Raw genomic sequence first — 14,126 nt, forward strand, 5'->3', positions numbered from 1 at the left:
GCGATTTTCTTTACGGAATTTCTTGTGTGATTTCTCATTCTTCGAAATGACAAAAAAAACGTAAAATCGATCTACAAAACACATAAGGTTAAGCAACCCCCAACCTGAAACCTGAAACCTGAAACTTGAAACCTGAAACTTGAAACTTGAAACGAAAAAAACTACTCCTCATTTTTTCGTATATTTGATTTTTACAACTCCCACATGAAAACACTAGATTCATTTTACCAGGATATCACACAAGGTTCCGCAGTAGAACCGGGTTCTTTATTGCCGAATGGAATTAAAAAAGAAATTGGTCATTTTAATGTGTTCAATATTAAGGAAGTTTTAGAAAGGCTTCAGGGAAAAGCCATTATGCCTTATGACCGAAGAGCGTATTATAAAATTAGCTTGATAAAAGGCAAAAACAGAGCCGAATATGCCGACAAAATCATTGAAATTGAGCAGTATGCACTTTTGTTCGCTACTCCTAAAATCCCTTACAATTATCTGCCGCAAGACACCAATCAATCGGGGCAATTTTGTGTGTTTACTAATGAATTTTTATCCAAAAACAAAAGCGGAATCGATCTCGATGAACTTCCTATTTTCGCAACAGACGGGTACCCGATTTTTCAAATTTCGCATGAAGAAGTTGCCGAAGTCGAATTGATATTCAACAAAATACAAAAAGAAATCAATTCCGATTATGTGTACAAATACGATTTGATCCGAAATTATGTGGCCGAATTAATTCACTTTGGACAAAAACTACAACCTATAACAGCCTTGTATTCTAAACACAATTCAGCAGCACGAGTTTCTTCGTTGTTTGCCGAATTATTAGAAAGACAATTCCCTATAGAATCTCCGCATCAACGACTTACACTGAGAACAGCAAAAGATTTTGCCAACAGATTATCCGTTCACGTAAACCATCTTAACAAAGTTTTAAAAGAAAATACTGGAAAAACCACGACCGAATTAATCAGTAGTCGTCTGACAAACGAGGCCAAAACCCTCTTAAAACAAACGGATTGGAATATCTCAGAAATTGCTTATTCGTTAGGTTTTGAAGAGCTCGCACATTTCTCTAATTTTTTCAAAAAACAAACCACCTTTACCCCCTTAGCATTCCGATCATAAAAATATTTCCAATTACAATTTTGGAATTTGGAATTTCAATATTGGAATTTGATTTTCTTTGAATTTCGCAACTATCGGTTTGATATTTACAATTCCCCATCACTACTTCGCTCCTACCTTTGCCTAATCAATTTAATATAACAAAAACAATTATAAAATGGCAGCACACACAAAAATCGCCTTAGTAACTGGCGGAAGCAGAGGTTTAGGAAAAAACATGGCATTGGCTATAGCAAAAAAAGGAATCGATGTTATTCTGACTTACAACAGTAAAAAAGAAGAAGCAGAAACTACCGTAAAGGAAATAGAAAGCCTAGGTCAGAAAGCGGTAGCGATTCAATTGAATGTCTCGAAATCAGATACTTTTGATTCTTTTTTAGGAGAAGTACAAACGGCTTTAAAAGACACTTTTCATACAGACAAATTTGATTTTCTGATCAACAATGCCGGAATCGGAATTCACAAACCTTATATCGAAACTACAGAAGCTGATTTTGACGAGTTGAGCAACATTCAATTTAAAGGGCCTTTTTTCCTGACTCAAAAAGCACTCGCTAACATGAATGACGGTGGCGGAATTGTAAATATTTCTACAGGACTGGCCCGATTTTCATTCCCCGGTTATGCTGCATATGCTGCGATGAAAGGAGCTATGGAAACCTTAACTAAATATCAGGCAAAAGAATTAGGCGCCAGAAAAATCAAAGTAAATATAGTAGCTCCAGGCGCAATCGAAACTGATTTTGGACATGGAGCCGTTAGAGACAATGAACAATTAAATCAACACATCGCTTCACTAACGGCATTGGGAAGAGTTGGTTTACCGGATGATATTGGAGGCGTTGTAGCCTTTTTATGTACAGAAGATGCTCGCTGGGTCAATGCACAACGCATTGAAGTTTCAGGTGGGATGAACTTATAATATTTTATAAAAAATAAAACCCGACAGGTTTAAAAAAACTGTCGGGTTTGGGTAATATAATTGAGTTAGTAAGAATTCTTTTTTAATCTTTTTGAATGATGACGTCAAAACCTCCGTTTTTATCAAAGACAACATCGTAAAATTTTGTCTTTTTTTCTATTCCGACTTCATACGTTGTTTTGTTTTTGTCATCTACCACTATTGCAATTTCACGAATGGCTTTTGCCGGATAATTCTGTTTCAGATACGCTTGTGCTTTTGATGGAAGCTGACTTAACGGAATCTGTGTTTCAGTCGCTTTTAAATTTCCTAAATTATCATAAACGGCAAGGGCTTTTGTCTTTGTTGTAAGATTGAATTTTGCCTCATACCTGATTTCATCATTATCATCACCTACATATTCCATCGCCCATACGGCCGTTTTATTCGGATATTGTCTTTCAAAAGCAAAACGAACTACTTCCGGTGGCGTTACAACTTCTTTCATCATAATGCCCTCTTGCGCCCTCAAATAACCACTACCTAGAAAAATAAGAAGTAATAAAACGTTTTTCATGATTTCAACTATTAAATTAAGATCCAATCCAATAACGTAATGAAAGTACTACTTTAAAATGAATAACAAATGAATTTTTTATTTTTTTAATCGATCGGATAACTCTCTTTTATAAGTAATTCCAATCGGTAATTTTTCTTTTTTAATGCTCACAAAATCTTTCTCGGTGCTTTCAATTTTATCCAGCGAAACGATATACGATTTATGAATTCGCATAAAGTTCTTTTCTGGAAGGCATTTCTCCAATTCCGTTGTGGTAATAGAAGCTAAATAGGTCTTTTTGGTGGTATGTAACTTCACATAATTACCAAAACTCTGTGCGTACAAAAGCTGCTCTAATTCAATATCAACAAAATAACCGTCTACTTTCACACTTACTGAACTAACGATTGCTTCCTCCTCTTTTTCCTTTACATTTTCTGTGGCAAAAAAACGATCAATTGCTTTTAGAAATCTGGGGAAATAGATGGGTTTTAAAAGATAATCTATTACGCCATAATCATAACTTTCCAGTGCAAATTCAGAATAAGCCGTTGTCAAAATAGTCTTCGGGTGTGTGGGAAGAATCTTCAACAATTCCATTCCTGAAATCTCAGGCATATTGATATCCAAGAACATTAAATCGACTTTGTTTTCACGCAGATAATCCATTGTTTCAATGCCATTATATCCTTGAAAAACAAGCTCCAATTGTGGATTTTGTTTGATATAATTCGCCAGTACATAATGTGCTGCCGGCTCATCATCAACAATAATGCATTTTTTGGGTTCTCTCATTAAACAAACTTTTTCAATTGTACTTTTAAATCAACAATATAGGTGTTTTTATCATCCTGAATGTCCAGTTTATAGTCTTTTCCATAAATCAGATTCAAACGTTCAATCGTATTTTTCAAACCAATTTTAGTCGAAACCACGTCTGTTTTTTTCTTTGGAATAGAATTAACCACATGCAAATGCAACAACCCATTTTCGACCGTGACAATAATCCTGACAAAACATTTCTCAATGGCACAGGTTCCATGTTTAAAGGCATTTTCAATAAAAGCAATCAGTAACATTGGCGAAACTTTATAGGCGTTTTCGTTGTCAATTTTACAATCGTATGTAATCTCACAACGGTAGCCTACACGCTCTTTTTCAAGCTGCACGTAACTGTTTATAAATTCCAACTCTTCTTCTAAAGATACGCATTGTTTGTTGTTACTCTCCAGCTGATAGCGCATTAATTGCGACACTTTCATAATCAAATCCGGTGTTCTGTCGGGAAATTCTAAACTGATTCCGTAAAGTGTATTAAACGTATTGAATAAAAAGTGCGGATTCAATTGTCCTTTCAAAGAATTCAACTGCATTTGGTTGAATAATAACGTTTCGTCTGTTTGTTTTTTGTGAATCCTATAAAACTTAAAAACAATAATCGGACTCAAAATGCAGACCAATGTCCCCAATACACTAGCCAGCTGATAGACATAACTTCTTTGATGTGAATTTTGATACAAACGACAATTGCTGAACATGTCGAGCCTTGTTAATTCGTATAAAACGAGCGAAAAAACAAATACCCCGAACAAAGTCAAAAAGATATACGTTAAAGGTCTTTTGGTTCTGAAAAGTATCGGCAACAGAAAAAAACGATTGAACTGGGCATGCATATACAAAACGCAGTAGAAAAAAATCCCCATTAAAATAGAAGTCGCTGAACTAAATAACATCCAGTCGTTTTTTAATGTATAAATCGTAAAGGAAAAGGCAACAACGGCAATCTCCTGCCACCATTTGTTATCCAACATATTTTCCAGCTTCTTATTCATACTTACTTCTTAAATAGTTTACAAAGTACGAACAAATATTTAATTTTTATTTCCATTAAATGACAAATTCAATTGGTCATTTACTAGTGTCTTACATCATTTAAGATGACAAAAATCATCGAAAGTAAAATAATTTTGGTAGATCATTTTACACTTTGAGTTATATGTATTTCAAAAAAATTACTTTACTATTTTTCTTGATTTTTGCCTCAATCGGTCATTCACAAACCTTGTCTTTAAAAGAAGCCCTGAAGACTGGTCTTGAAAACTACGGATCAATCAAAGCAAAAAACAACTACGCCAGCGCTTCTCGGGAAACGCTCAAACAATCCCGCCGTGATTATCTGCCCAATTTAAATTTATCTGCGCAACAAGATTACGGAACTGTCAACGGACAGAACGGCCCGCTTTATGGTTTTGGAGGTCTCGGAGTCGCTTCGTCGGGATTACCGCTTCCGCAGCAAAACTGGAACTCTGCATTTGGTGCTCTTTATTTGGTTAACATGAACTGGGATTTTTTCACCTTTGGAAAAACACAGGAAAAAATCAATTTATCTAAAATTGATGTTCAAGCAAAAGAAAAGGATTTAAATCAGGAAAAATTCCAACAGGAAATCAAAATTTCGGCAGCCTATTTAAATTTATTGGCAAGTCAAAGATTATTGATTTCACAGCAAAAAAATCTGGTTCGTGCAGAAGTTTTCAAAAAAACGGCTGCTGCGAGGGTTAAAAACGGATTGTTAGCCGGTGTAGATTCTACTTTGGCAACAGCGGAAGTTTCTAAAGCCAAAATTGCTTTAAATCTTGCCCGAAACTTCGTGAAAGAACAAAACAATAAATTAGTCGATTTGATGGGAGTTGCTCCTCAGGATTTTATTGCGGATACGCTTTTTGTTACTCAAATTCCAAAAGAGCTTATAACCAATAATCCTTCAACAGACAGTCTTCACCCTTTATTGCAACTTTATAAAACCAGAATCGATTACAGCAATCAACAGGTTAAATTGTACAAACGATTTTACTATCCGACCATGAGTGCTTTTGGTATTTTACAAACACGAGCCTCAGGATTTGACTCTTCTTATGCGGCTGACCAAACCGCTTTTAGCAGAAATTATTGGGATGGTGTAAATCCGGATCGTAGTAATTATTTGGTTGGAGTTGGAATTACGTGGAATTTAACAACACCATTCAGATCCAGCAAACAAGTCAGTGCGCAGAAATTTGTTTCTCAAGCTTTACAGGAAGAATACAATCAAGCCGACAGAGAATTAAAATCGCAATTGACTTTTGCCGAAGATAAAATCAAAATTACACTCGACAATTATGTAGAAGCTCCGATTCAGGTTAAAGCAGCTGCTCAGGCGTATTTGCAAAAATCGACTTTGTACAAAAACGGATTAACCGATTTGACGGATTTAACACAGACCATTTACACCCTAAACCGTGCTGAAATTGACCGTGATATTGTCAACAATAATGTCTGGCAGTCTTTTTTATTGAAAGTAGCCGCAACTGGTAATTTTGACTTATTTATGAACGAATTTTAACTATAGAACCAAATGAATTTAATACGTTTTGCACTCCGCAAACCCATATCTATATTGGTAATGGTTGCCGGCCTATTTTTCTTCGGAATTGGCGCCATCAAAGACATTAAGGTAGATATTTTACCTAAGATGAATTTACCGGTTATCTATATTGCACATCCGTTTGGAGGGTATACTCCGGATCAGATGGAAGCTTATTTTGCCAAGAATTATGTAAATATTTTACCTTTTGCTAATGGTGTAAAATCGGTAGAAACCAAGAATGTTCAGGGGTTAATGATTATGAAATTAACCTATTACGAAAACACCAACATGGCTCAGGCGGCGGCCGAACTGAGTGCATTATCCAACAGGATTCAGGCGGCATTTCCTCCGGGAACCCAGCCCCCGTTTATCATTCGTTTTGATGCTTCCTCCTTGCCAATTGGTCAATTGGTTTTGAGCAGTAAAATCAGATCCAATAACGAATTACAGGATTTAGCCAACGTTTATGTTCGTGCTTCTTTTACTTCAATTCCCGGTTTGTTATCACCTGCCCCTTTTGGAGGAAGTCCGAGAACCGTTGAAGTAAATGTAGATCCGGATTTATTGCGTTCGCACAATATGACGCCCGATCAGATTGTAGAAGCCATTCGATTAAACAATCAAACTGCTCCTTCGGGAAATGTTAGAATTGGTGACAAAAACTATATTACACCAACCAACAATACGATTCGAGATATTAAGGATTTTGAACAAATTCCGTTATTCAAAGGTGGCGTTCAAAACTTAAAATTAGGTGATGTTGCGACCGTAAAAGACGGTGCCGATATTACCAACGGTTATGCTTTGGTAAACGGTAAACGTTCTGTTTATATTAGTATTGCGAAAGCAGGAGATGCTTCTACGTGGGATGTGGTTCAGAAATTGAAAGCGGAACTTCCAAAAATTCAAAGCACACTTCCCGAAGATGTAAAACTATCTTATGAATTTGATCAATCTGTTTATGTAATCAATTCGGTTAAAAGTTTAATTACCGAAGGAATTATCGGAGCCGTTTTAACCGGATTAATGGTTTTACTTTTCCTTGGAGACAAACGTGCTGCTTTGATTGTAATTTTAACGATTCCAATTTCGATTATCTCCGGTGTTTTGTTCTTGAAATTATTCGGACAAACCATCAACTTAATGTCTTTAAGCGGATTGGCACTGGCCATTGGAATTTTGGTGGATGAAAGTACCGTAACCATCGAAAATATCCATCAGCACCTCGATATGGGAAAACCCAAGGCACTCGCCATTTGGGATGCCTGTCAGGAAATTGCATTGCCTAAATTATTGATCTTACTTTGTATTCTGGCTGTATTTGCTCCGGCATTTACCATGGTTGGAATTCCGGGAGCTTTATTCTTGCCATTGGCTTTAGCAATTGGATTCTCGATGGTCTTTTCTTTTTTACTTTCTCAAACTTTTGTTCCTGTAATGGCCAACTGGCTCATGAAAGGACATCCTGTACACGAACACGATCCAAGCATTACCGATGATGAAGCGGAGTTTAATGAATGCGGTCTGACACCTGAATCTGAGCGAGATTTGATTTCTCAGAAAAAGGTAATGGTTGAAAGAGACGACACCAATAGAGATGGTAAAATAAGCACCTTTGAACGTTTCAGAATCCGATTTATGAAAACGCTGGATCGTTTGCTTCCACATAAAAAAGCAACCAGTCTGATCTATCTTATCGGAATCACCGTACTCGCGCTAGTATTTTTAAATTTTATCGGAAAAGATGTTTTCCCTAAAGTAAATTCGAGTCAATTTCAGTTGAGAATGCGCGCCGCAGACGGAACCCGTATCGAACGAACCGAAGAAAAAGCCATATTGATTTTGAAAGAAATCAATAAAATGGTAGGTAAAGAACATGTCGGAATCAGCTCTGTATATGTGGGGCAACACCCTTCTCTATTCTCAATCAACCCGATTTATCTTTTTACTGCGGGACCACACGAAGCTGTTTTTCAGGTGAGTTTGAAAGAATATCATGTTGATATGGATGAATTTAAAGACGATTTGAGAGCGAGAATCAAAAAGATTCTTCCCGATGTAAAGTTGACTTTTGAACCAATTGAACTTACAGACAAAGTATTGAGCCAAGGTTCACCGACTCCAATCGAAATTCGAATTGCAGGAAAGGACAAAAAAAGAAATGAACTTTATGCCAGTCAAATTGTAGAAAAACTTCAAAAAATAGCTTATTTCAGAGATGTACAAATTGGACAACCGATTCATTATCCTGCTTTGAATATTGATATTGACAGAACGCGTGCAGCAGAATTAGGAGTGGATATGAATGATATTTCGAGATCCCTTATTGCCTCAACTTCTTCTTCGAGATACACCGAAAAAAATACCTGGATAGATGAAAAAACAGGTTTATCGGTTGCGGTTCAGGTACAAGTTCCTCTTAGTCAAATGAAAAGTAAAACCGATATCGGAGAAATTCCGGTATTAAAAAACTCGCTTCGTCCTGTATTAAGCGATGTGGCCAAAATTACACCGGGCTTTGTAAATGGTGAAAATGACAATTTAGGGGCTATGCCATACATTACCGTTACAGCCAACATCCACCAAACCGATTTAGGTACGGCGACAAAAGATGTAGCTGCAACAATAAATTCATTGGGTGAATTACCGCGGGGATTATTTATTTCTCCCATTGGTTTAAGTACTGTATTGAGCGAAACATTAAGTAGTTTACAAGTTGGGTTATTGGTTGCCATCATGGTAATCTTCTTAATGTTGGCCGCTAATTTTCAGTCGTTCAAAGTGTCGTTGGTAATTTTAACAACTGTTCCAGCGGTAGTTTTGGGAGCTTTGTTAATGCTTACCCTTACTGGTTCTACCTTAAATTTACAATCGTATATGGGGATCATCATGTCGGTTGGAGTTTCGATTGCCAATGCGGTTTTATTGGTTACCAATGCCGAACAATTGCGCAAACGAAATGGCAATGCACTGGAATCTGCCCGTGAAGCGGCAGCCTTGCGTCTTCGTCCGATTATCATGACCTCTGTGGCAATGATTGCGGGAATGTTGCCAATGGCAATTGGTCATGGCGAAGGTGGCGATCAGGTTTCTCCTCTGGGAAGAGCGGTTATCGGTGGACTATTATTCTCGACTTTTGCAGTATTGCTAATCTTACCGTTAATTTTTGCCTGGGCACAGGAACATACCACAACACAATCCGTTTCATTAGATCCGGAAGACGAAGAAAGCATCCATTATATCTCAACACTAAAACCAAAAAATGAAAAATAAAATCATACAATCGACCGCACTATTTTTTGCAGCCCTGTTTTTTCTAAACAGTTGTAACTCCAAAAAAGAAGAAACTGTTACCGCAGAAATCGAACCTAAAACAGCGACTTTTCTTTTAGCAAAAGAAAAACTAACCACCGAATTGCGCTTGCCAGCCGAATTAACCGGTTTTCAGCAAGTAGATTTGTATGCTAAAGTGAGTAGTTTTGTTAAAACGCTAAAAGTAGATATAGGATCAGAAGTCAAAAAAGGACAGCTATTGATTGTTCTGGAAGCTCCTGAAATCAGTTCACAACTGGCCGCAGCCGAATCGAGATTAAAATCGATGGAAGCGATCTATGCCACCAGCAAAAGCACCTACAACCGTTTGTACGAAACAAGCAAAGTAGAAGGAACAATTTCTAAAAACGATTTAGAAATGGCAAGCGGAAAGAAAAATTCGGATTACGCACAATATCAGGCCGCAATTGCCGCTCATAAAGAAGTTTCAATCATGAGAGGTTATCTTGAAATCCGCGCTCCTTTTGATGGAATCGTTGCAGCAAGAAACGTGAACTTAGGAACATTTGTCGGCCCTGCAGGAAAAGGTTCCGATTTGCCTTTATTGACAATCCAGCAACAAGATAAATTGCGTTTGGCGGTTTCGATTCCGGAATTGTACACGGGGTATTTACACCAAGGTGACGAAATGAGTTTTAATGTAAAATCATTACCAGATACTTTCAAAGCCAAAATTCAGAGAATGTCCGGAGCTTTAGACTTAAAACTGCGTTCCGAGCGTGTTGAGATGGATGTACACAACACAAAAGGAAATTTATTACCCGGAATGGTTGCCGAAGTTTTATTACCGCTTAATGCAAAAGACAGCACCTTTGTAGCACCAAAATCTGCTGTGGTAAATTCAGCCGAGGGTACATTTGTTATAAAAGTAGTCGATCATAAAGCAACAAGAATCAATGTCAAAAAAGGAAGAGAAATCGACGATAAAATTGAAATTTTCGGTGATTTGAATGCAAATGATAAACTGATCAAAATTGCCAGTGAAGAAATTAAAGAAGGTGATGTTGTGAATGAGTAGTCTTCGTTTTACTATTTTTTCTTAACCGCTAAGCGCGCAAGGTTTAAGTATAGCATTATTACTCCTTTTTAACATTATACTTAATTTTTTTAGCACGCAGATTTAGCAGATTCCACAGATTTTTTATAGGAGGTAAATAAGATCAGCCTAATCTGCTAAATCTGCGTGCAAAAGAAAATCTTTGCGAGCCTTGCGTAAACCCTTGCGCACTTTGCGGTTAAAAACACAAAGCACATATCTCATTTAAAGCTTAAACCAAAAAGCCCTTGAAAACTTCTGTTTTTGAGGGCTTTTTTATTCTGACAAACCCATAAAAAATTGAATTAATTCCAGTAGCATCAACACTAAAAAATACTCATTTAGGAGTATTTCGAACAATTAACAAATGAACTAACTTCGTTATGATTATCCAATACCAACAGTAAACTTATAATTTAACTCCTGTCAAAAAAAACAAAAAATGATAAAAAAACTACTAAAATTAGTCGTACTATTTACAGCCACTTTATTGTTAATAGTATCCTGTTCCAAAAATGACGACGAAGAGACAACAACTCCGGAAACACCAACATCCACTGTTCCTGTACTAGAGGATAATGTGAAAATTATTGATCAGACGAAGCTTCAACTTGATGTAACACCAACTAAAATTGACGAAGGAATATATCAATTTACATTTACCGGTACGGCCCCGACTATTAAATCCGGAGATCTGATTGTAGGCGATCAGGGAGAAGGTTTTATACGAAACGTAACCGCATCAAAAGTAGATGGTAACATTATCACCTTACAAACCACTCAGGCCTCTATGGCGGATCTTTTTAAAGAAGGTGGCTTTAACTTTAGTTTAAATATGAACGATTTAACTGAAAAGAAAGCAGCTTCGGGGTTTTCTTATACCATCTCTAATCGGTCGATCTACCAGGAAGGTCCTTTGAGTATTGTGTTGAATAAAGGACAAATCGATTTTGATCCCAATTGGTTTTTTGATTTTAAATTTAATAAAACCGGTTTGACCTTTTTTGAGCTCAGTGCCAAAAACGCAAAGCTTAATGGCGAACTTACTGCAACTGTGACAGCCGCTCAAGCCACAACCTTAGTCAATCAATCATCTTCAATATTAAGTGATCCTGATCGTTTTACAAAAAAACATACCGTATGGGTACCTGCTGTTTTATTAGGTATACCGGTTCTTGTTCCCGTAAGAATTGTTGCAAAATTGGATTTAATACTGGATTATTCAGCAACTATTAATGCGGCTATTACACGTCAGACAACATTTACTTCGACAAACACGTTTAATTTAGGAATACAGTACGCCAACGGGCAGTGGAATGACATCAATAGCTTTTCAACTGTAAACAAATTTACATTATCTCAACGTACAGGAAATGCAAAAGCCACAATCAATCTTGCATTAACACCTAAAGTAAGTTTTAGACTTTATAATCAGGCGGGTCCCTATGCCTCTGTTAGTTTAATGGAACAATTATCAGGCGCAATAGCCTCACCTTCCTTAGATTGGGATTTTAAGGCTGATGTTTGGTTAAAAGCAACTGCAGGCGTGGAAATTGAAATTTTAGATTTCGATAAGTTAGACTACAATAAATCAATAGAAACTGAAAAATTATTCTATACAACTCCTTATAAAATTGAATCTGTATCAGGTAATAGCCAAGTTGGGGAAGCGGGGAAACAACTAAGTAATCCACTAAAGGTCAGAATCATTGACAATTTAGAAAAAATACAGTCCAACGTACCGGTTTATTTTAAAGTTGAAAGTGGTGGTGGTTCCGTTCAAACTTCCAGCATTATGACGGATGAAAATGGTTTCGCCCAAACCACATGGAAACTGGGAACATCCGGTGAGCAAGTCGTAACCGTTAGTGCAAAAAAAGGAGATGGAACAAATATCCTTGGAGTCCCTGTTACTTTTACGGCGTTATTTAAATCTCTTATTGGTACCTGGACTTTAATTTCGGCAACACCTGCTATTGGTACCTTCGTTCCGGATTATATACAATGTGTCGGTAACGGAGATATTGTAATGGAAGAAAATAGAATTAATAGCGGACAAATGATTGTTACAAAAGACGGAGGCCAAATAATATTTAATTCTACCCAAAAATACAATAATATTACCTACGACGATAAATGTAAAGTAACACAAGATTCGCCTGACACCTTTACTGAAGGAACAGATAACGCTGCTTTTACTTACGATGAAAAATCGTTTTTCATAAAAGATGTTGAATCCGGAACAATAGATACGTATTCTTATACTTTACTCTCAGCAAATAAAGTAAGCGTATTGGGATGCGTGTTTGAAAGAAAGTAACGGTAATTTTTTAAGTTTCAAAGTTTCAAGTTTCAAAGTTTCAAGTTTCAGGTTTCAAGCTTAACCGTAAGGTTCGTAAAGATTTTCTTTTACACGCAGATTTAGCAGATTAAGCTGATCTTATTTACCTTAAAAAAAATCTGTGCAATCTGTGCAATCTGCTGATAGCGAACTGTCGAAGCAAATCTGCATGCAAAAAAAAAGGCATCAAATTAAAAAGGTTTTGTAATGCTGTAGTTAAACTTTGTGTGCGGTTAAACACTCAAAGCATGTCTCATTTCCATCCTGAAACTTTAAACTTGAAACTTTAGACTTGAAACCTGAAACTTGAAACTTTAAAACCTGAAACAAAAAAAACTCCTCCATAAAACCTAAAATTTCCTACTTTTGATTCCAAGAACTCAATTCACTTCTCATGCAGGAAATGATTACCTTAAAAACATTCGATCAGGCGGTTGAACTAGCGCAGCCAAGACGTGTCTTAAAATACGTTTTGATCTTTTGTACCTCCGGATCAGCAACAATTTCTGTAGACGAAAAGGAATTTATCCTAACCGAAAACTCCGTTCTGACCATTACTTCGGGGCAGATTCATTATTTCAAAAACAGCCAAAATGCAAAAGGGTATATTTTAGAATTTACCTATAATTTCTTTTGCAAAGACGACACCGACATGGAATTGATTTTCCACAACGGTTTATTTTGCCATTTTGCAATGAATGAAATGATCTCCGTTGACAACAGTCCCGTAATCATCAAAGAATTGGAAGAAATCAGAAAAGAATTAATCGAAACTCCGTATCAATATCTTATTTCGGTTCATAGTCGGATTGAATTAATTCTAATCGAAATCAACCGTACCAAAATCAATCGTGGCGACGAAATCTATAAACCCGACGCTTTGTTTCTTCACTTTTTAGAAACCGTTCTAAAAAACTTCGACAAGAACCTTTCAGTAACCGAAATCGCTACTTTAATCGGGACAACAGAATCTAAACTAAACGAACTCTCCAAACTTCACACCAATAAAACGGCTCAAAACGTCGTTTTCGGATTAATCATTTCTGAGGCTAAACGACTTTTTAATTATGAGAAGTTGTCGGTCAAAGAGGTTGCTTACGCTTTAGGATTTAATGATCCTTTTTATTTCTCTAATTTCTTCAAGAAACACACCAAAATCTCTCCTAAATCTTATAAAGAAAAGGTACTGAACTAATAGTACATGCTTTTTCGGGAATTCTCTATTCTTTACAATCCAAGACTGTTACATCTTTGTATCAGAATCACAGCTAAACTATTTCGCTTAATTTTTTTTAACACATAGAGACATAGACTTTTTTATTTTCAAAGACATATAAAAGATAAATCATTATTTCATTTTTAAACTAGTGAAACGCCTGCTATTAATATAGCAAAACTATGTCTCTATGTGTTAAAAAAATG

General features: G+C 36.4%; 10 protein-coding genes. 7 read left to right on the plus strand and 3 right to left on the minus strand.

Annotation, left to right across the window (positions count from 1 at the left end; translation table 11 throughout):
• Window positions 1-204: 204 nt before the first annotated feature.
• A complete protein-coding gene (locus tag ACHRV3_RS03020; protein ID WP_395435653.1) occupies window positions 205-1,128 on the plus strand; it encodes a helix-turn-helix domain-containing protein in 924 nt (307 codons plus the stop codon).
• 157 nt (window positions 1,129-1,285) lie between these two features.
• Window positions 1,286-2,050 carry an SDR family oxidoreductase gene (locus tag ACHRV3_RS03025; protein ID WP_395435652.1) on the plus strand — a complete coding sequence of 255 codons (765 nt, stop codon included), beginning with the start codon at window positions 1,286-1,288 and terminating at the stop codon, window positions 2,048-2,050.
• Window positions 2,051-2,132: 82 nt separating this feature from the next.
• On the opposite strand, the gene ACHRV3_RS03030 is transcribed toward ACHRV3_RS03025, so the two are convergent.
• The 3 genes from ACHRV3_RS03030 to ACHRV3_RS03040 form a co-directional block, all read right to left on the minus strand.
• On the minus strand, window positions 2,133-2,606 hold the full coding sequence (locus ACHRV3_RS03030) for a PepSY-like domain-containing protein (protein ID WP_395435651.1): 474 nt from the start codon (window positions 2,604-2,606) through the stop codon (window positions 2,133-2,135).
• 78 nt (window positions 2,607-2,684) lie between these two features.
• A complete protein-coding gene (locus ACHRV3_RS03035; protein ID WP_395435650.1) occupies window positions 2,685-3,383 on the minus strand; it encodes a LytR/AlgR family response regulator transcription factor in 699 nt (232 codons plus the stop codon).
• Window positions 3,383-4,420, minus strand: coding sequence for a sensor histidine kinase (locus ACHRV3_RS03040; protein ID WP_047777211.1), 1,038 nt, complete (start codon window positions 4,418-4,420; stop codon window positions 3,383-3,385). Before ACHRV3_RS03040 ends, ACHRV3_RS03035 begins: the two co-directional genes overlap by 1 nt.
• Window positions 4,421-4,584: 164 nt before the next feature.
• Here ACHRV3_RS03040 and ACHRV3_RS03045 point away from each other — a divergent pair, with 164 nt between their 5' ends.
• From ACHRV3_RS03045 to ACHRV3_RS03065, 5 genes are all read left to right on the plus strand, one after another.
• Entirely contained in the window at window positions 4,585-5,970 is a 1,386-nt protein-coding gene (locus tag ACHRV3_RS03045) for a TolC family protein (RefSeq protein ID WP_047777210.1), read from the plus strand.
• A gap of 12 nt (window positions 5,971-5,982) precedes the next feature.
• Window positions 5,983-9,267, plus strand: coding sequence for an efflux RND transporter permease subunit (locus tag ACHRV3_RS03050; protein WP_047777209.1), 3,285 nt, complete (start codon window positions 5,983-5,985; stop codon window positions 9,265-9,267).
• Window positions 9,257-10,345 carry an efflux RND transporter periplasmic adaptor subunit gene (locus ACHRV3_RS03055; protein WP_047777208.1) on the plus strand — a complete coding sequence of 363 codons (1,089 nt, stop codon included), beginning with the start codon at window positions 9,257-9,259 and terminating at the stop codon, window positions 10,343-10,345. The genes ACHRV3_RS03050 and ACHRV3_RS03055 overlap by 11 nt, the downstream gene beginning before the upstream one ends.
• Before the next feature lie 460 nt (window positions 10,346-10,805).
• The gene (locus ACHRV3_RS03060) at window positions 10,806-12,683 is read left to right on the plus strand and encodes a hypothetical protein (protein WP_395435649.1); all 1,878 of its coding nucleotides are present in this window, start codon (window positions 10,806-10,808) and stop codon (window positions 12,681-12,683) included.
• Between the two features lie 415 nt (window positions 12,684-13,098).
• A complete protein-coding gene (locus tag ACHRV3_RS03065; protein ID WP_395435648.1) occupies window positions 13,099-13,899 on the plus strand; it encodes a helix-turn-helix domain-containing protein in 801 nt (266 codons plus the stop codon).
• Window positions 13,900-14,126 lie beyond the last annotated feature (227 nt).

Origin of the sequence: Flavobacterium sp. FlaQc-49 (assembly GCF_044005985.1) — a bacterium.
Classification (GTDB): Bacteria; Bacteroidota; Bacteroidia; order Flavobacteriales; family Flavobacteriaceae; genus Flavobacterium; species Flavobacterium cupriresistens.